The following is a 25,918-nucleotide window of genomic DNA, read 5'->3' as shown; positions in this document are numbered from 1 at the left end:
TTTCGTCAGGCTTTTGTCGTTTAAGCGGGTGCCGGGCTGAGCCTGCCGCAGAGCCCGGCCGATGCTCTAGTCACCACCCTCAAGGAAGCCGCCGTCGAGGACCCGGTTGTAGCGCAGCCGGAGTGCGCGCTCGGTGCTGGCTGCCAGCGTTGCCAGCAGCAGCACCAAGTTCGCCGATGCCGGAAGCTGGAACGGGCTGGAGAACGTGCCGAGGTTCTCCGCGATGGGCGGGAGCTGCATGATCTGCTCAATGATCTGCGGAACGCCGAGCAGGAGCGCGACCACGAGTACGCTGGCCGATACGATGCCAACGGCACGGCTCAGCGCCGGATTGGTCCGTTCCAGTCGGGCGCGCAGTCCTTCGGCCGAGGCAGGATCAGGTAGAAGCTGTCGCTCGGACCCGTCGGGCGTCACATAGTGGCAGCGTCTGAGCCCGTAGATGCTGACCTCGACCTCGATGGCGCCACCCGGCACTGCGAACACCGCAGGAAGTTTCGATCGGGCCTGGTTGATCCCGTTGCGGTAGAGCTGCGCGCGCACTTCGCCGTCCGAATCACCCCCGGGCCGGACCTCTACGGACCAGATCTCCGGTGCACCGTCCTCACCGGTGAGCTGCAGATGAAAGAGGGAACGCGAGAACAGCTGCCACCATCGATAGTCCGGAAGCGTATGTCCGTCCCCGGGTTCCAGCGTCTCTTTGGGTGTCACTTGTTCCTCCCGGAATCGCTTCTTCGGCTCTGCCCTGCCGGCGCGGCTACGTTCCGCCGATGGGTCGTCGATCCGGCCTTTCATGTGACTCAGACTCCGACGACGAAGGTGAGGGCGGCCCAGAACGAGACGGTGGCCACTGTCGTCCATATGACGATTGCCACACCTTGCCAGAGCAGCACCCAGCCACGGGGGGTTCCGCTCGCGATGAGGATCGCGGATGTGAACTGGGTCGGGATTGCAAGGGGACCGAGGATGCTCGCGCCGGGGACGCCGAAGCGGACGAGCCACTTCATGAAGCGCTGGCGCCCTTTGGATACGGGCTTGGCCGGCGCCGTCTCCTCGAACGCAGCGGACCCCTGGTAACCCAGGGAGGCCGGGACGCGCTCGGCGCTCCGGGCAGCCGAGACACGGTCCCTGTTGTGGTTGGTGACCGCAGTGCGGGCCCGGGAGGTGAAGAGCACCACGAAAACCACGCTCAGGAAATTGCCGACTGCGGCCGCGATACCGGCAACGATAGGGTGGAGGCCGCCGAGGATGCCGATCACGGAGGCCCCTTCGGTCTCGATGAACGGGACGGCCCCGGCGAGCATCACGATGACGGGCCGGATGATCTCGGGCACTTGGGCCGCCAGATCCTGGAAGTTGATGATCAGTTCCTGAATGGGGTTCATGGTTCAGCGCTTCTTTCTTATGTCTTATGCGGGTCGTGGATTCGTGCGATTCTCGAAACGGTCCAGCACAAACCGTGTTCCCAGGTCTGGGCTGGGCCGTACTGCTTCGCCTGCACCGGAGTCTTCAGATTCGCAGCGGCGACGGGGTCTTCGCGTCGGTGGAAACCCCTGCCTTTCCGCCGGTTTCCGCCTAGCTGCTTGGGCCGGAGCGACTTCGATTGCGTAGGCGAAAATTGCCTAATAAGGTGCCGTCATGCTCTGAAGGGAGCGACACTGATGAACTTCCTGGGCCGCTCCGCGGACCGCGCAACGGTCGACAACCTCCTCGCGCAGGCACGAGCCGGGCTGAGCGGGGCAGTCATCGTCCGAGGGGAAGCGGGTATCGGAAAGACGGCGTTGCTCGAGTACGCCCGCGGCAGGGCTGATGCCTCGGGGTTCCGAGTAGTGTCCGCGGTCGGGGTGGAGTGCGAGACGCAGTTCGCTTTTGCGGGCCTGCATCAGTTGTGCGCGCCCCTGCTGGACCGCATGGGTGCCCTGCCCGAGCCGCAGCAGATCGCTCTGGGCGTGGCGTTCGGGCAGCGAAGCGGTGCAGTGCCGGATTGGTTCCTGATAGGGCTGGCCACTCTTAACCTGCTGGCCGAGGCCGCTGAGGAAGGGCCCCTTCTGTGCCTCGTTGACGATGCGCAGTGGCTGGACGAGGCGTCGGCTCAGGTCCTCACATTCGTGGCACGACGGGTCGCCGCGGAGCCGATGGCGCTGGTGTTCGCCCTGCGGGAGCCCACCGACCGCGATGTTCGCGGGTTCGACGGCATACCCGGCTTACGCTTGGGCGGGCTCGACGAGGCCGACGCGCGGGAGCTGCTGGCAGCAGCCGACTACGTACCCCTGGACGACGGGATGCGCGAGCATGTCGTCGCGGAGGCGCACGGGAACCCTCTCGCGCTGCTGGAGTTGGCCCGAAGCGCGCCGGCGGCATGGGTGGCCGGCGGGTTCGAGCCGGTGCCGGGCATCACGCACCGCATCGAGGACACCTTTCGGCGCCGCGCGGACAGCCTGCCGGCACCTACTCGACTATTGCTGCTGGTTGCCGCGGCCGATTCTACCGGCGAGGTGGCGCTGCTGTGGCGTGCGGCCGCGCACCTGGGGATCGCCGGCGAGTCCGCCGCGCCCGCAGAGGCCGCCGGACTCCTGGAGATTGATACACGGGTGAGGTTTCGCCATCCGCTGGTGCGTTCAGCTGTGCTTCGGTCCGCCGCCCCGCTGGAGCGTCGCCGTGCACACGACGCGCTGGCCGCTGCCATCGATCCAGACGTCGACCCCGACCGCCGCGCCTGGCACCGGGCCCAGGCCGTGCTGGGCACCGACGAGGACGCCGCCGCTGGGCTGGTGCGGTCAGCAGGCCGGGCGCGCGCCCGCGGCGGGCTGGCCGCTGCGGCGGCGTTCATGGAGCATGCGGCCAGACTGACCCCTGACCCTGCCACCCGCGCGAGCCGGGCGCTGGAGGCCGCGCAGGATAAGCACGAGGCTGGTGCGGACGCCTCCGAGTTGCTGACGGTCGCTTCGGCCGGGCCGCTCGATACCCTGCAGCAGGCTCGCCTCGAACTGCTGCGCGCGCGGATCGCGTTCCACCTCGCGCGCGACGCCGAAGGGCAGAGGATGCTGCTGGAAGCCGCTAAGAGCCTGGCCCCGCTGGACCCGGTGCTGTCCCGTGAGACGTATCTGCGCGCGCTCGAAGCGGCGATCGTCACCGGTGACTTCCAACGCGGCCGCGGCATACCGGAAGTGACCGAGGCTGCCCTGAGGGCGCCCGTCGCGACGGGGTCTCCGCGGCCTGCGGATCTGCTGCTTGACGGGCTTGTGACGACCTTCACGCAGGGGTATTCGGCCGGTGTGCCGGGGCTGCGGCGGGCGCTGGCGGCCTTCGGAGGCCAGGAGCAGGATGTTGATGCGCTGAGCGTCGTCGACACCTGCCGCTGGGGGTGGCTCGCCAGCCGAACCGCAATGTCGGTGTTCGACGACGAGATGCTCCACGCGGTGTCCATCCGTCATGTCCGTCTGACCCGTGAGACCGGCGCGCTTGCCGCACTCCCGGACGCACTTCTGGGCCAATCCGTCATACAAGTGCTCTCGGGTGAGTTCGACCGCGCCGCCGAGCACGCAGCGATCGCAGCCGCGACCGGGGCTGTGCCCTTGCTGCACGCGCAGCTCCTCCTGTCTGCCTGGCGCGGCCGTCCAGACGAGACCGCCGGGATGCGCGCGAGCATTGTCCGCAAGGCTGCCCGACAGGCGCACAGCACCGAGGATGCCCTGACACAGTACGCCATGGCGGTGCTGCATAACGGTCTGGGCGACTACTCCGCAGCTCATGCCGCGGCGGCACGGGCCATCGACGCCGAAGCGGTGAGGTTCAACAACCTGGCCCACTCTGAACTCGTCGAAGCGGCGTGCCGTTCCGGCCGGCCGGAGAGTGCGGCCGATGCGCTGGAGCAACTCACTTCACGCGCCCTCGCCAGCGGTACGCCGTGGGGGCTCGGTCTGGCGGCGCATTCACGGGCTTTGACCTCTACGGGGACAGCCGCTGAGGAACACTTCCGCGAGGCGATCGAGCAACTCAACCGCTGCCGGATAACCACCCATCTCGCCCGAACGCACCTCGTCTACGGCGAGTGGCTCCGCCGCGAGGGCCGCCGCCAGGACGCCCGCGAACAGCTCCGCACCGCGCACGGGATGCTGTTGGACATGGGCGCCGAGGCGTTCGCCGCCCGCGCCGCCCGCGAACTTCGCGCCACCGGCGAGCACCCCCGCAAGCGAAGCGCCCAGCCGGCCGACTCCCTCACCGCCCACGAGATGCACATCGCCCGGCTGGTGGCCACCGGTGCAACCTCCCGCGAAGTCGCCACGGAACTCTTTCTCAGCCCACGGACGATTGATGCCCACCTCCGCAATATTTTCCGCAAAATGGGCGTCACCTCGCGCCGTCAGCTCCGCGAGCTGTCCCTTTCCTGAGGCCCGCGGGCGTGACGGTCGCGGCCTCGCCATTAGCCCGCGAGCGTGCCGACGTCGTCGGCCACCGCAGCCATCCGCCCCTCGAACTGGTGCCCGCCGGACGTATGTCGGCGGACTTGCGCCTGCGGCAACCGAGCCGCGTGCCGGTCCAAGTGGTCGATGGGCACCACCTCGTCGTCGACGCAATGGTGGAGCCAGACCGGGAAGCCGGTTGGCAGCTTGGCGTCCGCAGGCAGCGTGTACTCCGCCTGCCAACCCTCCGACCCCCAGAAAGGCATTGCCAGGAGGACAAGTCCCAGCGGCGGGGTGCCCTGAAATCCATCGGCGAGGTGAAGCAGGGCCATCGACGCCCCGAAGGAATGCCCCACGATGACCAGGTCAGGGGCGAGGGTGTTCCGATGCCGTTCGATTTCGCTGCGCCAGCCCGCGGCCGACATGTCCGCGTCGGGGAATCGGGGCGTCGTAACGGGCAGGCCGAGGCGGGTGTGCAGTTCTTCTGCGAGGGGTAGGTCGTCCTGGTAGCCGCCGGCTCCATGGACGAAGAAGATCTCCATGCGTTCTCCCGGGAGCTCGTAGCGGGAAGCGGCTCGGCCCTAAGCCGGCCGGGGAGTATCAATCGACTCCGGCCAGCTTCGCGGCCTGTCGGGTCAGGGTCAAGATGCCCGGTAAAAGAGAAGAACCGTCCCGCACCTCTTGGCGGGACGGTTCTTAGCAGTTCGGGCCGGGTTACTGGTTCAGATTCTGGACAGCGTAGTCAGCCTCGGCAGGCGTGAACTGTTCTCCGTATTCGGAAACCAGCTGGTCATAAATGGCGCTCGGCGACATAGCCATGTCCTCCTGGTAACTCTTCGCCTTGGCCAATGCGTTCGCATTCCAATCGGCTTCGACATTATCAACCGCATACTGGGCGGCCTCCGGTGAGAACTGACCCCCGTACTCAGAGGTCAACTGGTCATACAGCCCCAGCTTGGACATGTGCATCTTGTTCGCATAAGTATCTGCCTGGCGGAGCGCGGACTTGAAATCAGCCGGAACGCCGCTTTCAGCCGGTGCTGCTGGCTGCTGATCGATCGGAGCAGACTCTGCTTCTGGCTGCTGATCGATCGGAGCAGGTTCCGCTTCTGTCTGCCCGCCGGCCAGGTTTTCCTGTCCCGCGGCTTGGTCAACGCCGGATATGTCCTGGGACTCCACCTGGGTTTCTACGGACGGGGATTGGGTCGACTCGGTGTCCGACCCACCGTCGATTGCGGATCCGGCGGCCAGGACAAGGATGATGCCTGCAATCCACGGCCACTTCCTGCGTTTTTTCCCGGGCGCTTCGGTGACTGCGCTGAGCGTCGGGTCTTGGTTGCGTAGGGATTGCTTGGTTGCTGATGGCATAGCCAACGTCTCTCCTTTCCAGTAAAAAAGGGGCAATCAATTTTAGGCACCTCTCTGGGACACACAAAATGCTGCTTTGGAGCCCGTTGTCCCAGCCAGCCAACAACGCCCATCATGGACTTGGGACTTCCTGCCGGATTCTGCCCGGTGTCGGCTTCAGCACCCACTCTGTACGAGGCTAGGGAGGGCAAATGCCGCGAAAACGCCCGGTGGTGTGGTTTTTGGCAATCGTCATTCCCGCACTCGTTAGTTGCTCCGGCAGCGGGGAGGCGGAGACCGAAGTGTCCAGCCCCATATCACCGTCGGAAACCAACGTCCGGGAAGTCCTCGCCACCGGCCTCGACGTACCCTGGTCCATTGCGTTCCACGAGGGCATCCCGCTGGTCAGTGAGCGGGACTCCGCCCGCATCCTGGAGCTCGACGCCGGCGGTATCGCCCGCGAGGCCGGCACCATCGAGGGCGCCGGAGGCAGGGGAGAGGGCGGGCTTCTCGGCATCGCCGTCCAGGACGGGTATCTGTATACCTACTTCACCGGGGACGGCGGGAACCGGATCGAACGCCGCAGCATCACCGGCGAACCGGGGTCATTGGCGCTGGACGAAGCGGAAACCATCCTCGACGGAATCCCTGCCGGCCCGGTCCACAACGGTGGCCGCCTTGCGTTCGGCCCCGACGGCATGCTGTACGCCGCCACGGGCGACGCCGGCAGCCGGGACAGCGCCCAGGACCGGGAGTCTCTCGCCGGGAAGATCCTGCGAATGAATCCGGACGGCACCGAGCCGGAGGACAACCCGTTTCCGGGAACACTCGTGTACAGCTACGGGCACCGCAACACGCAGGGCATCGCCTGGGACAACGACGGCGTCCTCTACGCGAGCGAGTTCGGGCAGAACACCTGGGATGAACTGAACGTCATCGAGGCCGGCGGAAACTACGGCTGGCCCGAGGTCGAGGGCATCGCCGGGGAAGAGGGTTTTATCGACCCGGTGCAGCAATGGACGCCCGGGGAAGCCAGTCCGAGCGGCATCGCCGTCGCGGACGGCACCCTGTACATTGCCAACCTGCGCGGCGAACGGCTGCGGCAGGTCCCGCTCGACGATCTCGGTGCCTCCGCCGAACAGTTGGCAGGTGAGTACGGCCGGCTGCGCGACGTCGTCAACGCTCCGGACGGCAGCGTGTGGATCCTGACGAACAACACCGACGGCCGCGGCCGTCCCGGGCAGGATGACGACCGGATCCTCCGCCTGGAAACGGATTAGGTGAGGCTTCTCCGCATCAGCCACCGGGTCTTTCCGCCGGATCTCGACGCCGTCGCCACCACGCGTTCGAAGCCGGCTGCCTCGAACAGCGCAGTAGTGCCGACGTAAGCGAGCGAGGAACTGATCCTGCCGCCGCCGGCGTCGATCGGGTAGGCCTCCAGCACCGGGGCGCCGGCAGAACGGGCATAGTCGACGGCGCCGTCGAGCAAGTGCCGGGCCAGTCCCTGCCGGCGGAACTGCGGACGGATAAGCAGACAGACCACACTCCACACCGGCACGTCGTCGACGGCGGGGATGGTCCGTGAGGACCGCAGCCGGTGGTGGCTGGCGCGAGGACCCACCGAACACCAGCCCGCGGCCTCACCGTCCACATAGGCGACGACGCCGGGCGGGGTTCCTTCCTCCGCATACCGGCGCAGCCTGCCCAGCTGGTCAGCGCCGGCGAGGGCACGGAACTCGGACGTCGGGAGGCGGTAACTGAGGCACCAGCAGGCCTGGCTGTCGGGGTTCTTCGGCGCCAGGACTGCGGCAACGTCGTCGAACCGGTCGGCGGTTGCAGGGTGGACCTCGATCATTTCGCGGCTCCGGAGGCTAAGGATGCTCGAGACTCTTTCGGCTCGAATCCCTCGCACCGTAACCTGCCGGTTCAGGCAGCGGAAGCGGGACTACGCAGAGGACCGAGCAGCCGGCACCTCCGCGGCGGAATGCGAGGCCGGCATGACCAACGACGGGAAAGCATCCGGAAAGCGGGTGGCGGGCGCTGCCCGCACGGTGTCGCTGGTTGAACCTACCCCGGAGGTTCCCGACGGTGTGGACATGGTGACCCCTCCGGAAACGGAGCCCTGGGGTGAACGGTTCGCGCAGTACCGGGATCCGAACGGCTTGATCGTACAAATAGTCCAGTGGATCACCGGCGAATGACCGGCGGGATCCACGAACCGGTATGACTGCGGCTCGCGTTACTACTGGGAACACTGAGGCTGGGGTGAAGAAAGTGTCTTTTACGCTTGCGTAGAACAAGGCAGGGTGTCAACCTCGTCCGCATGCAAACCAAACGCCTTCCACATGCCCTTGCCACTACTTCAATCGGCAGCCTGGCGGCAGCCTTTGCCCTCGTGGGCTCGCTGGCCACCGCTCCGACGGCTGCCGCACAGGCTCCCGCCGCGCCAATGGAATCCGGTGTTCTCGTAGCCGTTTCGGATCCTACGCCCACCTGTCTCATGACCCCCACGCCTACACCCACGTCGACGCCGACGGGTACCCCGACTAGTACGCCGACCTCGACGCCGACGAGCACCCCGACAACTACACCCACATCGACGCCGACGGGCACCCCGACTAGTACGCCGACCTCGACGCCGACGAGCACCCCGACAACTACACCCACATCGACGCCGACGGGCACCCCGTCAACAACGCCCACGTCGACGCCGACGGTCACTCCGACTAGTACGCCCACCTCGACGCCGACGGGTACCCCCACAGTCACTCCGACGCCTACGCAGACTGATACAGGGGTGACCATGGTCCAGGTAGTGTCCATCACTCCGCCGTGCATGAGGACCGGAGGACCGTCCAATGGTGTGAGCCCTGACCTGGCAGACACCGGTGCAACCGGCACCTCGCTCGCACTGTTGGGAGCCGGAGGCCTTCTTGTCGCTGGTGCTGCCGGCGTGTACTTCACGCGTCGCCGCGGAGCCGAGGAATCGTAGGCGTAGCCGCCCTCAAGGACCCGAAGACGTGCGGCAGCCGGCCCTATCCCAGGGCCGGCTGCCGTTCACCCATCCGCCGTACATCTTGCTCCCTCTGGAATCGTCGAGCCGGTCGCCGTATCCTCCTTCCCATGACTTCCTGTAGAGCTTTTGCCCGCGCTTTCGGCTGCGGGTTCTTCGTGCGCGACCGCCGCCGCTGACGGCGGGCGGCACCTCCACTCGCGGTACCGCGCGCCGTCGTTCCGGATGCCAGGCACCCGGAAGGCGTCGTATGCCTGAAGGGTGCTCCATTTCGCGGCGATTGGAGCGCTCGTGGGAGCGAGAACCCAGTATGGCGGTCGGGAGGAGCTCGGCCAGAATTTCCTGATCCACCAACCCACTATCCGTTTGGTCATTGGCCTGGTCCGTTCCTCGGGCGGCGGGAGCATCCTCGAACTCGGTGCCGGCGACGGCGCCCTGACCCATCCGCTCGCAGCCCTCGGCCGTGACCTGCTGGCCATTGACTTGGATCCAGGCTGCGTACAACGACTGCAACGGCGTGTGCCCGCAGCACGGGTCCGGCAGGCCGATGCCCTGGCCGTTCCATATGACCGACCTGTGATTGTGGGCAATATTCCCTTTCACCTGACTACCCCGATCCTGCGCCGTCTGCTGACAACGGGTACCTGGACCCAAGCGGTGCTGCTGACCCAGTGGGAGGTCGCCCGCAAGCGGGCCGGGGTCGGCTGCGGAACCCTGCTGACGGCCCAAACCTCTCCCTGGTTCGAATTCGACCTTCGGGGCCGGGTGCCAGCAGCCGGGTTCCGCCCTCGCCCCACAGTGGACGGCGGACTCCTCTGCCTCCGGCGTCGCAAGGTTCCGCTGCTGGAACCGCAGGACCGGGCAGCCTACGAGCGGTTCGTGCGCGGCATCTTCAGCGGTCCCGGAGCAGTGCTGGGGGAGATCCTTGGCAGGTATCTTGGGTCGGCACGGGCCGCACGGACGGCGTTGTCCGCTGCGGGAGTTCCGGTGCAGGCGCTGCCCAGGGATGTAGCCGCCGCGCAGTGGCCGCGGTTGTGGCAGGCAACCGCCTCCGCCAACGGGCCGGCAGCTGAGGCAGGGCTGGCCAGGGCGAATGTGTCGCGGCCGAGCAGGTAGCGAGGCTTCGGAATCGGGACGGACAGGATCCGCAGGATCGGCAGGGCCACCTCCGACGCGCGCGCACGCCCCGATTATTACCTCCTGCCCGCACAAGCCGGAAGCAGTACTTGTAAATCAGTGCCACACCGGGCCGGTTACGGGTAGGCTGATACAGCAGGTAAGGCAGAAACAGTCATCGGAACCGGGTCAGCCAGATATTTTTGGCTGATCAGTTTTCTTTTTGGGGAGGAAATTGCACATGGCGGGCGAGCAGTACAGCGCCGAACGAGCGGGCAACCGACGGGCGCCCAGCGCGGAAGACACTACATCCATCAGTCTTCCCCCGATGTCCGATTCCGCATCCGTCGAGCCCAAGTTGACTCCGGACGAGCGAGCCGCCGTCTCGGCCCTCCCTGCGCGCTCAGCCCTGCTGATTGCCCACAGCGGTCCGAACGCCGGAGCACGCTTCCTGCTGGACCAGGACGTCACCACTGCCGGACGGCATCCCAACGCAGACGTTTTCCTCGATGACGTCACTGTTTCACGCAAGCATGTTGAATTCCGCCGCACCCCCGAGGGGTTCCGCGTGGTGGACTCCATGAGCCTGAACGGCACGTACGTCAACCATGACCGGGTGGACAGCGTGCTGCTGCGTACCGGGAGCGAAGTGCAGATCGGTAAGTTCCGACTCACTTTTTACGCTGCCCGCCCCGCAACTGCCGGAAACTAGGCTCAGGCCCCGGCGTAGGGCAGATAAGGTAGTAGACATGTCAGCATCACAGTCCGTCAGGCGCACCACCGGACCGGAACGGCTGCGTGGCAGGGTGCTGAATATCGGCGAGGTCCTGGGCGAGCTAAGCACGGACTTCCCTGCCATCAGTGCGTCCAAGATCCGTTTCCTCGAGGAAAAGGGTCTGGTGACGCCGCAGCGAACGGCCGCCGGTTACCGCAAGTACAGTGCGGCCGACGTCGAGCGCCTTCGGTTTGTGCTGGCACTGCAGCGGGACCAGTACCTGCCGCTGAAGGTCATCAAGGATTATCTTGATGCGATTGACCGGGGAGAGCGGCCCGAGTCGCTGCCCGGCGGTATGTCCCTCGCCCCGCGCGTCGTTTCGGACCAGCTGGCCGGAGAGCTCGCGGCCCGTTCCCATGCCCGGACCTTGACCTTCAACGAACTGGTCAAGGAATCCGGTGCAAGCACGGAATTGGTGCACAGCCTGGTCAGTTACGGGCTGATCACCAGTGCCGAAGAGAACTATGACGAGCATGCTCTGAAGGTGGCCAAGGCCTGCGTCCAGCTGGAGGCCCACGGGATCGAACCGCGCCACCTGCGTCCGTTCCGAGCGGCCGCGGACCGCGAACTCGGACTGGTTGAGCGCGTGGTTGCACCTGTCGTCGCCTCACGCCGGGACGTCGCCTCGAAGGCCCGCGCCGCTGAGACCGCCCGTGAGATCAGCGACCTGTGCCTGAGCCTGCACAGTGCTCTGGTGCATGGCCAAATTGCGCGGATGGAGGGCTGAGATGCAGGAAGTAGAAGTTGTCGGCGTGCGGATTGAACTTCCGTCCAACCAGCCGCTTGTCCTGCTCAAGGAAGTCAACGGCGAACGGCACCTGCCCATCTGGATCGGTGCCCCGGAAGCCAGTGCCATTGCCTTTGTGCAGCAGGGGATCGTTCCCCCGCGGCCCATGACGCATGACCTGCTGGTGAACCTGATCCATGCCCTCAAACGCGAAGTGACGCTCGTCCGGCTGATCTCCGTGGAGGACACCGTGTTCCACGCGGAGATTGTCTTCGAGGACGGAACCGCCGTGAATTCGCGGGCATCGGACGCTATTGCGGTTGCCCTGCGGATTCCGTGCCCTATTTACTGCGCCGACGAAGTCCTCAATGAGGCCGGCGTCCGCATTGCAGATGCCGATCCCGAAGACGAAGAAGAGCAGGACAACGCGGAGCAGGAGATGCGCCAGTTCCGCGAGTTCCTGGCCGACGTCGAGCCCGAAGACTTCGAACGCTGAGCCGCTTTTACGCAAGTGCCTCCGACACGCCTTCGGAAAAGTTCCCGGCATCTTTGACCTTGGTGCCCGTCGGTTCTAACGTCGAAGAATAGAGTTCCCATTGCACCGGGGGAGTTCTCGGGGCACACTGAAGAAGCCCCGACAGCTCCGGCCTGTGCCGACCCCCAGGGGAACCGTTACTAGGAGGCACACGTGAGTCCGAAAGGCGATGCCGGCGAACACGCCGCAGCCCCGGGGAGTATCCCTTCCCAGAGCGCCCAGGGCTTGCTGTTCACCGAGGATCTGCCTCTTCTCGACGAAGACGCAGGCTACCGTGGCCCGACCGCCTGCAAGGCTGCAGGGATAACTTACCGCCAGTTGGATTACTGGGCGCGCACCGGACTCGTTGAACCTGCAGTACGAGGTGCCGCCGGTTCCGGCACGCAGCGCCTCTACGGTTTCCGCGACATCCTGGTCCTGAAGGTCGTCAAGCGACTGCTGGACACCGGCGTATCACTCCAGCAGATCCGAACAGCCGTTGAGCACCTGCGTGAACGCGGGGTCGAGGACCTGGCGCAGATCACCTTGATGAGCGACGGCGCCAGCGTTTACGAGTGCACTTCCGCCGACGAGGTTATCGACTTGGTCCAGGGCGGCCAGGGGGTCTTCGGCATAGCCGTGGGCCGCGTCTGGCGAGAGGTTGAGGGCAGCCTCGCGCAGTTGCCCAGTGAGCACGTCAACGAGCAGGACTTTCCCGGAGACGAACTAAGCCAGCGCCGCATCGCCCGGAAGATTAGTTAGGGCACCGCCTCAGTTAGGCCACGCCGCTGAAGTAGGGCGACGCACAATACAGACCGTTAACGTTGAAGGGCATCCCCGCGGGGATGCCCTTCAATGTTTGTTCAGCTGCTCGGTGGCCTGACCGGCACTATGCCACCGGGCGGCGCATCACGCGGTTGCGGACGCTGCCGGAATCCATCAGGTTTTTCATCAGGGCGTCGAAGGTTCCGGCTGCCTGCTTGGCTGATTCGCCGGGCCAGTGGTGCACCGAATGGGCGGCACCCTGGATCTGCTGCCAGTTCGCCTGTTCCGCAATGGTGGGCGTGAGGAGCAGGTCACCGAACATCTGCTTCATTTCAGCAAGCCGGAAAACGTGCTCGTTGGAGCTGGGCCGAACCCGGTTGGCGATGATTCCAGCCGGGGCCAGGTTGGGAGCGAACTCCTCCCGGAACAGTTCAAGCGCGCGCATGGTCCGCTCGGTGCCGGCCACCGAGAACAGTCCCGGCTCCGCTACCAGCAGCACCCGGTTGCTGGCGGTCCAGGCCATGCGGGTGAGGCCGTTCAGCGACGGCGGGCAGTCGATGAGGACCAAGCCGTATCCGGACACGCGGGACAGCAGGTTGGTCAGGCGCCGCAGATCGCGCTTGCCCAGGTCCGGACGGTCGTAAATGCCTGAGTAGGCCGAGCCCATGGCAACATCCAGGACTGGCTTCTTGCCGTCTGAACCCTTCGCAAGGCGGCGGGCGTTCGCTACCCAGCCGCTGGGGACTACGTGGTCCGAAATCTGTGCCCGACGGGCCGTCCGGAGCATCTCGCCGATTCCGAGCTGGTTGCCTGCGCTGACACCCAAACCGGTGGTGGCATCGGCGTGCGGGTCCAGGTCCACGACGAGCGTCGGAATGCCGGCGGCCAGCGCTGCGGATGCCAGGCCGAGGGTGACGGAGGTCTTGCCGACGCCGCCCTTCAGGCTGCTGATGCTCACTACTTGCACTTGATGAACCAAAACCTAACGTGTCTAGGGGTCACTGGACGCTGCTGACTCATTCTATGTGACGCACACCCGTTACCTTGGCAGCGGGCTTTTGCAGGGGTGGCGATTAGACTGGTGCAAGTGTGATGTCCAACACGACCCCGCCGGGGTCCGCCCCCGGCGGGGTCCCGGTACGGCTTGGGGCTTGCCTCTTCTGCCGTGGGTAAATAATGGCGGTATCTGTCCGGGTGCCCCATCCGCAATTGATCCAGGAGACCCATGTTCTCGAAGATTTTGGTAGCGAACCGGGGCGAGATCGCCATTCGCGCCTTCCGCGCCGCCTATGAACTAGGCGCCAAGACCGTGGCCGTCTTTCCCCATGAGGACCGGAATTCCATCCACCGTCAGAAGGCCGACGAGGCCTACCTGATCGGGGAAGAGGGACATCCGGTCCGGGCGTATCTGGACGTGGACGAGATTATCCGGGTAGCCAAGGAATCCGGCTGTGACGCCATCTACCCCGGTTACGGATTCCTTTCCGAAAACGCGAACCTGGCGCGGGCTGCGGCCGACGCCGGCATCACCTTCGTGGGTCCAGCGGCGGACATCCTTGAACTGGCCGGCCACAAGGTCCATGCCCTGAACGCGGCGCGGAAGGCAGGCATCCCGGTACTGCGCTCCACCGAGCCGAGCGACGACGTCGAGAAGCTGCTCAGCGAGGCGGAGGACATTGGGTACCCCATCTTCGTCAAGGCCGTTGCGGGCGGCGGCGGCCGCGGCATGCGCCGGGTGGACACCGCGGACAAGCTGCCCGAGGCGCTGCAGGCGGCCATGCGGGAGGCTGAAACGGCCTTCGGCGATGCCACCGTGTTCCTGGAGCAGGCAGTCCTGCGTCCCCGGCACATTGAAGTGCAGATCCTTGCCGATGCTGACGGCAACATCGTGCATCTGTTCGAACGGGACTGCTCCCTGCAGCGCCGCCACCAGAAGGTGGTGGAGATAGCGCCGGCACCCAATTTGGATGAGAACATCCGCCAGGCCCTGTACCGGGACGCGGTGAAGTTCGCCAAGGCCCTGAACTACGTCAACGCGGGAACCGTGGAGTTCCTCGTGGACACCGTCGGCGAACGCGCCGGCCAGCACGTGTTTATCGAAATGAACCCCCGCGTCCAGGTGGAACACACGGTCACCGAGGAAATCACCGACGTCGACATCGTCCAGTCCCAGCTGCGGATCGCGGCCGGTGAGACGCTGGCCGATCTGGGCCTGCAGCAGGATGAACTGCAGATCCGCGGTGCCGCCCTCCAGTGCCGCATCACCACCGAGGACCCGGGCAACGGGTTCCGGCCCGACGTAGGCCGGATCACCGCCTACCGTTCCGCCGGCGGCGCCGGGGTCCGGCTCGACGGCGGCACGGTCTACGCGGGGGCTGAAATCAGCCCGCACTTCGATTCGCTGCTGGTGAAGCTGACGTGCCGGGGACGGACCTACCCCATAGCCGTCAACCGGGCCCGTCGGGCGCTGGCCGAGTTCCGGATCCGCGGCGTCGCCACCAACATCTCCTTCCTGCAGGCAGTCCTGGATGATCCGGACTTCGTTGCCGGAGACGTAGCCACTTCGTTCATCGAGGAACGTCCCGAACTGCTCAATGCCCGGGGCTCGGCGGATCGAGGTACGAAGCTGCTCAACTGGCTCGCCGATGTCACCGTCAATAAGCCCTACGGCGAGCCCGTTGCGCACATCGACCCGGCGGAGAAGCTGCCCGCCGATCTGCCGGATGCCGTGCCGGGGTCCCGGCAGCGGTTGCTCGAACTCGGCCCCGAAGGTTTCGCGGCGGACCTGCGGCAGCGGACCCAACTGGCCGTCACCGACACCACTTTCCGCGACGCCCACCAGTCGCTGCTGGCCACCCGGGTGCGGACCAAGGACCTGACCGCGGCGGCACCTGCGGTAGCGGCCCTGACTCCGGAGCTGCTGTCCGTGGAGGCCTGGGGCGGTGCCACGTACGACGTCGCCCTGCGGTTCCTGGGCGAGGACCCGTGGGAGCGGCTAGCCGCCCTCCGGCACCAGCTGCCCAACATCTGCATCCAGATGCTGCTGCGCGGACGGAACACGGTGGGCTACACCCCCTATCCCACTGAAGTCACCGAAGCCTTCGTGGAGGAGGCTGCGGCGACCGGAGTCGACATTTTCCGCATCTTCGACGCGTTGAACGATGTGTCCCAGATGGAGCCTGCCATCCGGGCCGTCCGCAAGACCGGCACCGCGGTCGCGGAAGTAGCCCTCTGCTACACCGGCGACATGCTGAGCCCTAACGAGGATCTCTACACGCTGGACTACTACCTGGACCTGGCGCAGAAGATGGTGGACGCAGGCGCCCACATCCTGGCCATCAAGGATATGGCAGGCCTGCTGCGCCCCGCGGCGGCCGCCAAGCTGGTCGCCGCATTGCGGGAGCGTTTCGACCTGCCCGTCCACCTGCACACGCATGACACCGCCGGCGGCCAGCTGGCGACCCTGCTGGCCGCTGCCGAAGTGGGAGTGGACGCCGTGGACGTTGCCAGCGCACCGCTGGCGGGCACCACTAGCCAGCCGTCCATGTCCTCGTTGGTCGCCGCGCTGACCAACACCGAACGGGACACCGGCATCAGCCTGGACGCTGTGGGTGCGCTGGAACCGTATTGGGAGGCCGTGCGGCGGGTCTACGCGCCGTTCGAATCCGGGTTGGCGGGTCCCACCGGACGCGTGTACCGCCACGAGATTCCGGGCGGCCAGCTTTCCAACCTGCGTCAGCAGGCGATCGCCCTGGGACTGGGGGAGCGGTTCGAAGCCATCGAGGACATGTACACCGCCGCGGACCGGATCCTGGGCCGTCTAGTGAAGGTCACGCCGTCGTCGAAGGTGGTGGGCGATCTGGCCCTCCAGCTGGTCGGCTCCAACGTTTCCCCGGAGGACTTCGAGGAGAACCCGCAGAACTACGACATTCCGGATTCCGTGATCGGCTTCCTCAGCGGCGAACTCGGCGATCCGCCCGGAGGATGGCCGGAGCCCTTCCGGACCAAGGCGCTGCAGGGCCGCAAGATCAAGGCGCGCGACGTCGAACTGACCGAAGTGGACAAGGCGGGACTGCACGCCGATTCCGCCACCCGGCAGGAAACCCTGAACCGGCTGCTCTTTGCCGGCCCGGCAAAGGAATTCGCAACCGTCCGTGAAACCTACGGAGACGTTTCCGTACTGGAGACCCGGGATTACCTGTACGGGCTGCGGCGCGGGGAAGAACACGTCATCGAGCTGGAAAAGGGCGTGCGGCTGATTGCAGCGCTGGACGCGGTGTCCGAGCCGGACGAAAAGGGCATGCGTACGGTCATGACCACCCTGAACGGGCAGATGCGTCCGGTCTCGGTCCGGGACCGCAGCATCGAAAGCACCACGAAATCGGCGGAACGGGCAGATCCGACCGAGGCCGGCCACGTTGCGGCTCCGTTTGCGGGTGCGGTTACCGTCACCGCAAAGGAAGGTGCAGAGGTCGCTGCAGGGGAAACCGTCGCCACCATCGAAGCAATGAAGATGGAGGCCTCCATCACGGCCCCGATAGCCGGAACGGTTGAACGGGTCGCGATCTCCCGGGTGGAGCAGGTCCAGGGCGGGGACCTGCTGCTGGTCATCGCACCGAAATGAGTACCGGCTTCACCGGTGCGAAATGAACGGTGGACTGTGACTGCATAGACTGAAGAGCGTGACTCACTTCGATCTGGCCATCATTGGTTCCGGCTCCGGCAACTCGATCATCACCCCGGACTGGGACGGTAAAAAGGTAGCGATCATCGACGGAGGCACGTTCGGAGGAACGTGCCTCAACGTCGGGTGCATCCCCACGAAGATGTTCGTGTATCCCGCCCAGCTGGCGGCCGCCGCAGTGGACGGTGCGCGGCTGGGCGTGGACACGGTGCCCGCCGGAGTCCGGTGGCGGGATATCCGGGACCGGATCTTCACCCGCATCGACGCGATTTCCGACGGCGGCCGCCGTTACCGGGACGAGGAGCTGGACAACGTCACGCTTTTCAGCGAATACGTCCGCTTCGTCTCGCCGCACGCACTCGTCACGGCGTCGGGGCAGGAAATCACCGCTGATGAAATCGTGGTGGCCGCAGGATCCCGGCCGGTCCTGCCGGATGTGCCGGGGATGGACCTTCCCCAGGCGCATACCTCGGACACCGTGATGCGTATCGATGAGCTGCCTGCCCGGGTGCTGATCATCGGCGGCGGGTATATCGCCGCGGAGTTCGGCTTCGTTTTCTCTGCCTTCGGGTCGGACGTCACCATGGCCGTGCGCTCGGGGGCGCTGCTTCGGTCCCTGGACGAAACCGTGTCCGAGCGCTTCACCGCAGAAGCTTCCAAGCAGTGGAACGTGCAGTTCGAAACCACCGTGGACTCCCTGGTCGAAAACGCCGACGGTTCCGTGCACGCGGTGCTCTCCGGTCCCGCGGGAGAGTCATCCCTGGATGTGGACCTGGTGCTCGCAGCAACCGGCCGGACCCCCAACACAGACCGGCTGGGCGTCGCTGCTGCCGGTTTTGACCTCACCTCGGATGGCCGCTTGGCCGTGGACAGCTACGGCCGGGTGCTGGCCTCGGGCGCTCCGGCGAAGGGAATCTGGGCGCTGGGTGACATCAGCAGCCCCTACCAGCTCAAGCACGTGGCCAACCACGAGGCCCGCGTGGTGGCGCACAACCTGGTGCACCCCGGGGATCTTCGTGCCATGGACCACCGCTTCGTACCCGCTGCAGTCTTTAGCAGCCCGCAGATTGCCAGCGTCGGGATGACCGAGGACCAGGCCATCGCCGATACGGAGGCCCGCGGCGTCGAACTGGCCTTGTCCGTGCAGGAATACGGGTCAACGGCGTACGGCTGGGCGATGGAAGATTCCACCGGGTTCGTGAAACTGCTGGCGGAGCGGGAAAGCGGCCGGCTGCTCGGCGCCCACATCATGGGACATGAGGCATCCATGCTGATCCAGCCCTTGGTACAGGCGATGGAGTTCGGCTTGGACGCCGCCACCATGGCCCGTGGGCAGTACTGGATCCACCCGGCGCTGACCGAGGTGGTCGAAAACGCACTGCTTTCGCTGAAGACAAAGGAAAAGCCGGGCAGGAACCGTCTCTAGGGGGGTCGGTTCCTGCCCGGCGCGGACAGATCAGACCCGCTGCCCGCTGTAGATATCGTCGATGACGTCGGAGAAGTCGCGCAGCACCTGGGCGCGCTTGATCTTCATCGACGGTGTCAGGTGTCCGCTGGTCTCGGTGAAGTCGGTCGGGACCACACGGAACTCCTTGATCGCCTCGGCAGAGGAAACCTTCTTGTTGGCACGGTCTACCAGGGCCTGGAGATCCTTCTGCAGCTCATCGGTCTTGGCCACTTCGGTCACCGTCATGGTCGCCGGCAGCTTGTGCCGCCCAAGCCAGCCGGGAAGGGCTTCTTCGTCAATGGTGATGAGGGCCGAAATGAACGGCTTCGCATCCCCGACCACCACGCACTGGGAAACGATGGAATCGGCGCGGATGGAATCCTCCAGCTGGGAGGGAACCACGTTCTTGCCGCCGGCGGTGATGATGATTTCCTTCTTTCGGCCGGTGATCTTCAGGAAGCCGTCCGAGTCGAGTTCGCCGATGTCACCGGTATGGAACCAGCCGTCAGTAAACGTTTCGCCCATCAGTTCCGGGCGGTTGTAGTAGCCCTTCATCACGCTGATGCCCTTGGCCAGGACCTCGCCGTCGTCGGCGATCTTCACGCTGTTCCCGGGAAGGGGCGCGCCCACCGTTCCCAGCTTGACGAGCTGCGGGGTGTTGGTGGTGAGCGGAGCAGTGGTTTCGGTCAAACCGTAGCCCTCCAGTACCAGCAGTCCGATGCCGTGGAAGAAATGCCCCAGCCGTTCGCCCAGGGGTGCACCGCCGGAGACGGCGTACTTCACGTTGCCGCCCATGGCCTCGCGGATCTTGCCGTACAGCAGGCGGTCGAAGAGGGCATGCTTGAGGGTCAGGCTCAGTGGCACCTTGCCCTCCTGCTTCGCCTTCGACCAGGCGACGGCGGTCGCGACGCCTGCGTGGAAGATCTTGCCCTTGCCGCCGTCTTCGGCCTTCAGCATGGAGGCATTGAAGACCTTCTCGAGGACGCGGGGAACCACCAGGATGAAGGTGGGCTTGAAGCTCTGCAGGTCAGGCAGCAGGTTCTTGACATCGGGAGTGTGTGCCACGGTTGCGCCGGTGGCCACGCACAGCACGGAAATGAAGCGGGCGAGGACGTGTGCCAGGGGCAGGAACATAATCGTCTGCGAGCCTTCGGTGGCAACTTCGGGCTCTGCCAGCTCGGAGTTCCGGGACACATCGACGAAGTTGGCGTGCGTGAGTTCGCAGCCCTTCGGCTTGCCCGTGGTACCGGACGTATAAATAATGGTCGCAAGGTCAGCCATCTGGGCTGTGGAGCGGCGTTTCTCGAGATCCTCATCACTCACCGAAGCCCCGTCGGCGCGCAGTGTGTCGAGTCCGCCGCCGTCGATCTGCCACACATTGGCGACCATGGAAAGGTCTTCGTCGGCTGCGGCCGTGCGCACAATGTTCTCGTGCCTGGCAGCCTCAACCACAATGCCGACGGCGCCGGAATCGCTCAGGATCCAGGCGACCTGCGAAGGGGAGGAGGTCTCATAGACGGGAACCGATACCGCCCCGGCGAACCAGAGCGCAAAGTCCACCAAGGTCCATTCATACCGGGTCCGGGACATGACAGCCACGCGGTCGCCTGCCTTGATACCGCTGGCCATGAAGCCCTTTGCCAGCGCCTGGACGTCCTTGGTGAACTCCGTGGCACTGATCCGCTGCCATTCGCCCTGACCGTTCCGGACGGCAAAGAGAGCGGGGTTGCTTGGCTTGGCTGCCTGGTCGAGCAGCATGTTGGTGATGTTCGTCTGCGGCGGGGACTCCGCTAGGACGGGAACGCTGAATTCTCGCACGATAGCTCCTTTGATATCCGGTACGCCCGTAGGCACTGTTCAGCCTATAACGTAGATCACATTTTCTTACCCGTCGGTAACCTTGCAGATTCATAACAAACGCGTCGCCGCTCTTGCCGTTTCCCTAGAATAGGTTTCTGATGCGTCCAGTTACCCCAGCACCCGTTCCCCGTCCGCTTTCCACCCCGCTCCAACGCAGGCTTGCCGCTTCGGAGCCGTTCCGGCCCCGCAGGCCCATGCGGCTGCCGAACCGAATGCGGCGGCGCGGGCTGGCCATCGGGATTGATATCGGCGGGACGAAAGTAGCGGCGGGGCTCGTGGACGGAGACGGTCGGGTGCTGAAGCAGGCACGCCGGTCGACGCCGGGGCAGGATCCCCGGGAAGTCGAAGCGGTAATCGTGGATCTGGTCCGGGAACTCTCGGCCGAGCACCACGTGTGGTCCGTCGGCATCGGGGCGGCCGGCTGGATGGACCTCGCAGGCAGCACCGTGCTGTTCAGTCCGCACCTGGCCTGGCGCAACGAGCCCCTCCGCGAGAACCTGGAGCGGTTGCTGCGCAGGCGTGTCTTCCTGGTGAACGACGCCGACGGCGCCGCCTGGGCGGAATACCGGTTCGGAGCCGGTGCGGGGGAGAGCAGGATGGTCTGCGTAACCCTCGGAACCGGAATCGGCGGGGCGATGGTGCTCGACGGCCGCCTTGAGCGCGGCCGGTACGGCGTGGCGGGGGAGTTCGGGCACCAGATCATCATGCCCGGCGGGCACCGCTGCGAATGCGGCAACCGGGGCTGCTGGGAACAGTACGCCTCGGGTAACGCCCTGGGCCGGGAGGCCCGGGAACTGGCCGCAGCCAACTCCCCGGTAGCCCAGGAACTGCTCCGGGCCGTGGACGGCAATGCGGAGCAGGTGACGGGCGCCGTCGTCACCAGACTGGCCCTCGAAGGCGACCCGGCCTCCATCGAACTCCTTGACGAAGTGGGGCAGTGGCTCGGGTTGGGGCTGGCGAACCTGGCCGCTGCCCTGGATCCGGGGATGTTCGTCATCGGCGGCGGACTGAGCGATGCGGGTGATCTGCTGCTTGAGCCGGCGCGCCGGTCCTTTGCCCGAAACCTTACCGGGCGGGGTTTCCGCCCCGCGGCCGAGATGGAGCGGGCGGCAATGGGCCCGTCCGCGGGGATGATCGGAGCCGCGGACCTGTCGCGGATCGCCGCACGCCGCTGAGTCGGGGAGTCCCCGGGGGAGAAAGCAGGGCCTAAACGGCCGCGCCGTCGTCGTCCTCGTCGCGGTGCTGGGGCAGGCGGAAAAGCAGATAGGCTGCGGATCCCGCGAAGACGGCGATGGTTCCGAGGATGACCGGCAGCGGGGCGCTGCGCCAGAACATGGCGAACACCAGGAGCAGGAGCGGTCCGGCCAGCGTGCCCAGCCAGCTGAGCACTACCAGCGGTTCGCCGGTGCCAAGCGGCGGCGGTTCGGGCGGCACAAACCGGCCGTCGTCCTCATCGTCTTCGGAGGTATAGTCCCGGGGCCCCGCTGATGCCAACGGCTGGTTCTCGAAGATGGCCCGGGTCCGTTCGGCCGGTGTCGGTGCCGCCGGATCGCGGGACTGTGTTGCTTCTCCCGTTTCCCCGCTGCCGCGCGGGGCAGCAGCATCCGGGGCGCCGGCGGAATGGTCCGGTTCCGGATGCACCGGCTCGCTGGCGTCCATGTGCTCCAGGCGGGCCACCAGGTCCAGCCAGACTTCCTCGTCGGTGGACTCGTTATGTTCCGGCTCGCGTTCACTCATGCGCGCACCCCGGAGCTCACGCGTTGGATGAATTCAGCGGAGCGGTCAAAGATCAGCGGCGCGTCGTGGTCCATGGTGGCAACGTGGTAGCTGTTTTCAAGCAGCACCACCTCAAGCTCTGCATTAACGAGCCGACGGCGGAGCATTTCCATGCTGGATTCCGGCACCACGGCGTCCACCCGTGACCGGAACGCCAGCACGGGAGCCGTAACGTTCGGCAGAGCGGCGGCAGTATTCCGGAAGAGCCTGCCCAGCTGGTGCACGGCGCCCACCGGTGTCCGGGGGTACGCACCCTCATCCTGCCCTTCGAGCCGGATGTCGTTGCCGATGGCAGGGACCGATTTCAGGAAGTACTTCAGCACGCCCGAATAGCGTGCCCGGGGGTCGGCAAACGTCAGGCCGGGATTAACCACGACGACGCCGGCCACCGGGTGCCGCGCCGCCAGCCGCAGCGCCAAGGTGCCGCCCATGGAAAGCCCTGCCGATACAACACAGTCCGTCCGCTCCCGCAGGCGCAGATATGCGCTCTCGTATTCTTCGTACCAGTGCAGCCACGGCGTCTGTGCCAATTCCTGCCAGCTGGTTCCGTGGCCAGGCAGCAGCGGCAGGCTCACGGAGTAGCCACGGCCGGCCAGGTTGCGCGCCCAAGCCGCAAGGCTCACCGGTGATCCGGTGAATCCGTGGCTGAGAAGCACGCCTACGCCCGCGTTGGGTCCGTGCCCCTCGGAGTGGAAGGCGTCAGCGCCCGGGAGGGAAGTCATATGTCTATGGTTGCATTAGAGGGGCCTTTTTGGACCCCGCAGGGAGGAAACTCCCGGGAACCCCTGTACGCGCCAAATTCACCAGCGGGGGATAAGCGCGCATACAGTAGAGTCTGGGGAACCAAACGGGTCCCCCGTTATTGTCTTGTCCGGACAGGAGATCAAGCCGCGTGTTCTATTGGGTGATGAAGACTATATTCATCGGGCCGGTGGTAAATCTTCTCTTCAGGCCTTGGGTCAAGGGAATGGATAACATCCCCGAATCCGGGCCTGCCGTCCTGGTGAGCAATCACCTTTCGTTCTCCGACTCGATCTTTCTTCCCCTGGCCGTACCCCGGCCGGTGAGCTTCCTCGCGAAGAGCGATTACTTCAACGGCAAGGGCATCAAGGGCAAGCTCACTGCAACCTTCTTCCGGCTCGCGAACCAGCTGCCGATGGACCGCTCCGGCGGAGCAGCCTCTGCGTCCTCGCTCAAGGCAGGCGTCGATGTCCTGGAAAACGGCGGCCTGCTGGGCATTTACCCGGAGGGGACCCGCAGCCCGGACGGACGCCTGTACCGCGGCAAGACCGGTGTGGCCAAGCTGGTGCTCTCCACGGGTGTTCCCGTCATCCCCGTTGCGATGATCGGAACGGACAAGGTCCAGCCCATCGGCCGGCGGATTCCGAATATCCGTCGGATCGGCATCATCGTAGGCGAACCGCTGGATTTCTCGCGGTACGCCGGGTTGGAGAATGACCGCTTCATCCAGCGGTCCGTGACCGACGAGATCATGTATGAACTCATGCGTCTTTCCGGCCAGGAATACGTGGATGTCTACGCCAGCACCGTCAAGGAAAAAATGGCCGCCCGCAAGGGCGTCAAGGCCGCACAGGCACGCAGCGCGGCTGTCCGCCTCTCCACCGGTTCCGAATCCGGGGCAGAGCCCCCGGCCGGCGGTTCGGAACTGCCTGCCGAAGCGGGCGACAAACTGCCCGGCGCCGTTACCGTCATTGGTACGAGCGCGGCGAAGGGCACCGGAAAATCCCCGGCTGCAACCGAAGCGGGCGACGCCGCGCAGGACGCCGGAAACAAGCGGCGCCTGAAGTTCCGGGGCCGCAGGCCCGGTGCCAACGGTGCCAACGGTGCCCGCGCTGCCCGGACCGATGCTGCCGAAACCAGTGCTGCTGAAACCAGTGCTGCCGAATCCAGCGGTGTCCGCCCGTCCGCAGCCGATAACCGCGACACAGATCCTCGCTCGCACACTGCCTAGATTTCCCTTGGGGGAACGGCGGAAGCGCGCGTGTGTTGCGTGCCCCGGCAGGGTTTATGACGGTTTTGTTCGCTCCAGGCGGGCAACTAGTAGGATTTAAGCCGTGACTGACACCCCCGTACACCGCGAGTCCATTCCGACCATGCTCTCGGGCGCGGCGGCCACTTCCGCGAGCCACCCCGAGCTGGACAACTGGCGTTCCCTGCCGATTTCCCAGCAGCCGACGTGGCGCGACGACCCGGGATATGACGCGGCGATTGCCGAACTCTCGATGGTGCCGCCGCTGGTTTTCGCCGGCGAAGTGGATGTCCTCCGAAGCCGTCTGGCCGAGGCCGCCCAAGGCCGTGCCTTCCTCCTGCAGGGCGGCGACTGCGCCGAGACCTTCGAAGCAGCCACCGCGGACAAGATCAGTGCCCGAGTGCGCACGCTGCTGCAGATGGCTGTAGTCCTGACCTACGGGGCATCCGTGCCAGTGATCAAGATGGGCCGGATGGCCGGTCAGTTTGCCAAACCGCGCTCCTCCAATGAGGAAACGCGTGAGGGCGTGACGTTGCCGGCCTACCGCGGTGACATGGTCAACGGCTACGACTTCACGCCCGAGTCGCGCCGGCACAACCCGGCACGGATGGTGCGCGCCTACCATACGTCCGCGTCCACGCTGAACCTGATCCGCGCCTTCACACAGGGCGGTTTCGCCGACCTCCGGCTGGTGCACCACTGGAACAAGGGCTTTACATCCAACCCGGCGCACTCCCGCTACGAATCCCTGGCCCGCGAAATCGACCGCGCCGTACGCTTCATGGACGCCTGCGGTGCGGATTTCGAAGCCCTGAAGCGAGTCGAGTTCTTCGCCAGCCACGAGGCCCTGCTCCTGGATTATGAACGGGCCCTGACCCGGGTGGACTCCCGAACCGGCCAGCCGTACGACACCTCCGGGCACTTCCTGTGGATCGGAGAGCGGACCCGTGACCTCGACTCCGCGCACGTGGACTTCCTGTCCCGGGTGCGCAACCCCGTCGGCGTGAAGCTCGGCCCGAAAACGAGCGCCGAAGACGCCCTGGCCCTGATCGACAAGCTGGATCCGAACCGGGAACCGGGGCGACTGACGTTCATCACCCGGATGGGTGCCCGGAACATCCGCGAGAAGCTTCCCGCCCTGGTGGAGAAAGTCACCGCCTCGGGCGCCCAGGTGCTCTGGGTGACGGACCCCATGCACGGCAACACCGTCACCTCGCCGAACGGCTACAAGACCCGCAACTTCGACGATGTGATGGACGAGGTCCGCGGCTTCTTCGAGGTGCACGATTCCCTGGGGACCTTCCCCGGCGGCCTGCACGTGGAGATGACGGGCGACGACGTCGCCGAGTGCCTGGGCGGTGCGGACCCCATTGACCAGGAAGCGTTCGTGGAAGGCTACGAATCCGTCTGCGACCCACGGCTGAACCATATGCAGTCCCTGGAGATGGCCTTCCTGGTTGCCGGAGCCCTTTCCCGCAGGAGCTGACCGGGGCGGAGGGCCGCC

The 25,918-nt window shown here is 65.8% G+C and carries 23 protein-coding genes and 1 pseudogene; 14 read left to right on the top strand and 10 right to left on the bottom strand.

The annotated features are described in order from the left end of the window. Positions 1-66: 66 nt before the first annotated feature. Positions 67-708: a hypothetical protein gene (locus LOC56_RS11135; protein WP_229952336.1), complete on the bottom strand. Its 642-nt coding sequence runs from the start codon at positions 706-708 to the stop codon at positions 67-69. 89 nt (positions 709-797) lie between these two features. Continuing rightward, positions 798-1,382 (bottom strand): small multidrug efflux protein, encoded by a 585-nt coding sequence (locus tag LOC56_RS11130; protein WP_229952335.1) that lies wholly within the window; start codon positions 1,380-1,382, stop codon positions 798-800. A 276-nt stretch (positions 1,383-1,658) separates the two neighbouring features. On the opposite strand from LOC56_RS11130, the gene LOC56_RS11125 reads away from it, so the two are divergent. Continuing rightward, entirely contained in the window at positions 1,659-4,388 is a 2,730-nt protein-coding gene (locus tag LOC56_RS11125; RefSeq protein WP_229952334.1) for an AAA family ATPase, read from the top strand. 32 nt (positions 4,389-4,420) lie between these two features. Here LOC56_RS11125 and LOC56_RS11120 read toward each other — a convergent pair whose 3' ends face one another. Together LOC56_RS11120 and LOC56_RS11115 are read right to left on the bottom strand one after the other, a co-directional pair. After that, on the bottom strand, positions 4,421-4,942 hold the full coding sequence (locus LOC56_RS11120) for an alpha/beta hydrolase (protein WP_229952333.1): 522 nt from the start codon (positions 4,940-4,942) through the stop codon (positions 4,421-4,423). A gap of 172 nt (positions 4,943-5,114) precedes the next feature. After that, positions 5,115-5,768: an Ltp family lipoprotein gene (locus tag LOC56_RS11115; RefSeq protein ID WP_229952332.1), complete on the bottom strand. Its 654-nt coding sequence runs from the start codon at positions 5,766-5,768 to the stop codon at positions 5,115-5,117. 191 nt (positions 5,769-5,959) lie between these two features. On the opposite strand from LOC56_RS11115, the gene LOC56_RS11110 reads away from it, so the two are divergent. Continuing rightward, positions 5,960-7,027: a PQQ-dependent sugar dehydrogenase gene (locus LOC56_RS11110; RefSeq protein ID WP_229952331.1), complete on the top strand. Its 1,068-nt coding sequence runs from the start codon at positions 5,960-5,962 to the stop codon at positions 7,025-7,027. Here the strand turns inward: LOC56_RS11110 and LOC56_RS11105 are convergent. Beyond that, entirely contained in the window at positions 7,024-7,602 is a 579-nt protein-coding gene (locus LOC56_RS11105; protein WP_229952330.1) for a GNAT family N-acetyltransferase, read from the bottom strand. The genes LOC56_RS11110 and LOC56_RS11105 overlap by 4 nt on opposite strands. A 142-nt stretch (positions 7,603-7,744) precedes the next feature. Here LOC56_RS11105 and LOC56_RS11100 point away from each other — a divergent pair, with 142 nt between their 5' ends. After that, positions 7,745-7,948, top strand: coding sequence for a hypothetical protein (locus tag LOC56_RS11100; protein WP_229952329.1), 204 nt, complete (start codon positions 7,745-7,747; stop codon positions 7,946-7,948). On the opposite strand, the gene LOC56_RS11095 is transcribed toward LOC56_RS11100, so the two are convergent. Beyond that, positions 7,935-8,552, bottom strand: a complete 618-nt coding sequence (locus LOC56_RS11095) for a hypothetical protein (RefSeq protein WP_229952328.1) — start codon at positions 8,550-8,552, stop codon at positions 7,935-7,937. The genes LOC56_RS11100 and LOC56_RS11095 overlap by 14 nt on opposite strands. A 58-nt stretch (positions 8,553-8,610) precedes the next feature. Here LOC56_RS11095 and LOC56_RS11090 point away from each other — a divergent pair, with 58 nt between their 5' ends. From LOC56_RS11090 to LOC56_RS11065, 6 genes are all read left to right on the top strand, one after another. After that, on the top strand, positions 8,611-8,739 hold the full coding sequence (locus LOC56_RS11090; RefSeq protein ID WP_229952327.1) for an LPXTG cell wall anchor domain-containing protein: 129 nt from the start codon (positions 8,611-8,613) through the stop codon (positions 8,737-8,739). A 312-nt stretch (positions 8,740-9,051) separates the two neighbouring features. Next, on the top strand, positions 9,052-9,876 hold the full coding sequence (gene erm / locus LOC56_RS11085; RefSeq protein ID WP_229952326.1) for a 23S ribosomal RNA methyltransferase Erm: 825 nt from the start codon (positions 9,052-9,054) through the stop codon (positions 9,874-9,876). A gap of 241 nt (positions 9,877-10,117) precedes the next feature. Continuing rightward, entirely contained in the window at positions 10,118-10,588 is a 471-nt protein-coding gene (locus LOC56_RS11080) for an FHA domain-containing protein (protein ID WP_229952325.1), read from the top strand. Between the two features lie 37 nt (positions 10,589-10,625). Next, positions 10,626-11,378: a transcriptional regulator FtsR gene (ftsR, locus tag LOC56_RS11075; RefSeq protein ID WP_229952324.1), complete on the top strand. Its 753-nt coding sequence runs from the start codon at positions 10,626-10,628 to the stop codon at positions 11,376-11,378. 1 nt (position 11,379) lies between these two features. Continuing rightward, entirely contained in the window at positions 11,380-11,874 is a 495-nt protein-coding gene (locus LOC56_RS11070) for a bifunctional nuclease family protein (protein WP_229952323.1), read from the top strand. Positions 11,875-12,066: 192 nt separating this feature from the next. Continuing rightward, a complete protein-coding gene (locus LOC56_RS11065) occupies positions 12,067-12,654 on the top strand; it encodes a MerR family transcriptional regulator (protein ID WP_308219820.1) in 588 nt (195 codons plus the stop codon). Between the two features lie 127 nt (positions 12,655-12,781). On the opposite strand, the gene LOC56_RS11060 is transcribed toward LOC56_RS11065, so the two are convergent. Beyond that, the gene (locus LOC56_RS11060; protein WP_229952322.1) at positions 12,782-13,624 is read right to left on the bottom strand and encodes a ParA family protein; all 843 of its coding nucleotides are present in this window, start codon (positions 13,622-13,624) and stop codon (positions 12,782-12,784) included. A 258-nt stretch (positions 13,625-13,882) separates the two neighbouring features. On the opposite strand from LOC56_RS11060, the gene LOC56_RS11055 reads away from it, so the two are divergent. Together LOC56_RS11055 and LOC56_RS11050 are read left to right on the top strand one after the other, a co-directional pair. Continuing rightward, the gene (locus LOC56_RS11055) at positions 13,883-17,281 is read left to right on the top strand and encodes a pyruvate carboxylase (protein ID WP_229952321.1); all 3,399 of its coding nucleotides are present in this window, start codon (positions 13,883-13,885) and stop codon (positions 17,279-17,281) included. 58 nt (positions 17,282-17,339) lie between these two features. Further along, positions 17,340-18,767: a mycothione reductase gene (locus tag LOC56_RS11050; RefSeq protein ID WP_229952320.1), complete on the top strand. Its 1,428-nt coding sequence runs from the start codon at positions 17,340-17,342 to the stop codon at positions 18,765-18,767. A 30-nt stretch (positions 18,768-18,797) separates the two neighbouring features. Here LOC56_RS11050 and LOC56_RS11045 read toward each other — a convergent pair whose 3' ends face one another. Next, on the bottom strand, positions 18,798-20,606 hold the full coding sequence (locus LOC56_RS11045) for an AMP-dependent synthetase/ligase (RefSeq protein ID WP_229952319.1): 1,809 nt from the start codon (positions 20,604-20,606) through the stop codon (positions 18,798-18,800). 236 nt (positions 20,607-20,842) lie between these two features. Between LOC56_RS11045 and LOC56_RS11040 the strand changes: the two genes are divergently transcribed. Beyond that, positions 20,843-21,823 (top strand): ROK family glucokinase, encoded by a 981-nt coding sequence (locus LOC56_RS11040; RefSeq protein WP_229952367.1) that lies wholly within the window; start codon positions 20,843-20,845, stop codon positions 21,821-21,823. Between the two features lie 31 nt (positions 21,824-21,854). Here LOC56_RS11040 and LOC56_RS11035 read toward each other — a convergent pair whose 3' ends face one another. Together LOC56_RS11035 and LOC56_RS11030 are read right to left on the bottom strand one after the other, a co-directional pair. After that, positions 21,855-22,385 (bottom strand): hypothetical protein, encoded by a 531-nt coding sequence (locus LOC56_RS11035; protein ID WP_229952318.1) that lies wholly within the window; start codon positions 22,383-22,385, stop codon positions 21,855-21,857. Next, a complete protein-coding gene (locus tag LOC56_RS11030; RefSeq protein ID WP_229952317.1) occupies positions 22,382-23,146 on the bottom strand; it encodes an alpha/beta hydrolase in 765 nt (254 codons plus the stop codon). The genes LOC56_RS11035 and LOC56_RS11030 overlap by 4 nt, the downstream gene beginning before the upstream one ends. Positions 23,147-23,316: 170 nt before the next feature. Between LOC56_RS11030 and LOC56_RS11025 the strand changes: the two are divergent. After that, positions 23,317-23,980, top strand: a pseudogene (locus LOC56_RS11025) (lysophospholipid acyltransferase family protein); the annotation flags it as partial. 558 nt (positions 23,981-24,538) lie between these two features. Continuing rightward, entirely contained in the window at positions 24,539-25,900 is a 1,362-nt protein-coding gene (locus LOC56_RS11020) for a class II 3-deoxy-7-phosphoheptulonate synthase (protein WP_229952366.1), read from the top strand. Positions 25,901-25,918: the final 18 nt, after the last annotated feature.

This window comes from Arthrobacter sp. zg-Y179, assembly GCF_020907345.1.
GTDB classification, from domain to species: Bacteria; Actinomycetota; Actinomycetes; order Actinomycetales; family Micrococcaceae; genus Arthrobacter_B; species Arthrobacter_B jinronghuae.
The sequence above is the reverse complement of the archived record's forward strand: the minus strand, read 5'-3'. Positions and strand labels throughout refer to the sequence as shown.

Excerpts from the sequence above, each read along its gene's own strand:
- LOC56_RS11130 (WP_229952335.1), bottom strand. The coding sequence starts at position 1,382 with ATGAACCCCATTCAGGAACTGATCATCAACTTCCAGGATCTGGCGGCC.
- LOC56_RS11125 (WP_229952334.1), top strand. The coding sequence starts at position 1,659 with ATGAACTTCCTGGGCCGCTCCGCGGACCGCGCAACGGTCGACAACCTC.
- LOC56_RS11120 (WP_229952333.1), bottom strand. The coding sequence starts at position 4,942 with ATGGAGATCTTCTTCGTCCATGGAGCCGGCGGCTACCAGGACGACCTA.
- LOC56_RS11115 (WP_229952332.1), bottom strand. The coding sequence starts at position 5,768 with ATGCCATCAGCAACCAAGCAATCCCTACGCAACCAAGACCCGACGCTC.
- LOC56_RS11110 (WP_229952331.1), top strand. The coding sequence starts at position 5,960 with ATGCCGCGAAAACGCCCGGTGGTGTGGTTTTTGGCAATCGTCATTCCC.
- LOC56_RS11105 (WP_229952330.1), bottom strand. The coding sequence starts at position 7,602 with ATGATCGAGGTCCACCCTGCAACCGCCGACCGGTTCGACGACGTTGCC.
- LOC56_RS11100 (WP_229952329.1), top strand. The coding sequence starts at position 7,745 with ATGACCAACGACGGGAAAGCATCCGGAAAGCGGGTGGCGGGCGCTGCC.
- LOC56_RS11095 (WP_229952328.1), bottom strand. The coding sequence starts at position 8,552 with ATGGTCACCCCTGTATCAGTCTGCGTAGGCGTCGGAGTGACTGTGGGG.
- LOC56_RS11080 (WP_229952325.1), top strand. The coding sequence starts at position 10,118 with ATGGCGGGCGAGCAGTACAGCGCCGAACGAGCGGGCAACCGACGGGCG.
- ftsR (WP_229952324.1), top strand. The coding sequence starts at position 10,626 with ATGTCAGCATCACAGTCCGTCAGGCGCACCACCGGACCGGAACGGCTG.
- LOC56_RS11070 (WP_229952323.1), top strand. The coding sequence starts at position 11,380 with ATGCAGGAAGTAGAAGTTGTCGGCGTGCGGATTGAACTTCCGTCCAAC.
- LOC56_RS11055 (WP_229952321.1), top strand. The coding sequence starts at position 13,883 with ATGTTCTCGAAGATTTTGGTAGCGAACCGGGGCGAGATCGCCATTCGC.
- LOC56_RS11040 (WP_229952367.1), top strand. The coding sequence starts at position 20,843 with ATGCGGCTGCCGAACCGAATGCGGCGGCGCGGGCTGGCCATCGGGATT.
- LOC56_RS11035 (WP_229952318.1), bottom strand. The coding sequence starts at position 22,385 with ATGAGTGAACGCGAGCCGGAACATAACGAGTCCACCGACGAGGAAGTC.
- LOC56_RS11030 (WP_229952317.1), bottom strand. The coding sequence starts at position 23,146 with ATGACTTCCCTCCCGGGCGCTGACGCCTTCCACTCCGAGGGGCACGGA.
- LOC56_RS11020 (WP_229952366.1), top strand. The coding sequence starts at position 24,539 with ATGCTCTCGGGCGCGGCGGCCACTTCCGCGAGCCACCCCGAGCTGGAC.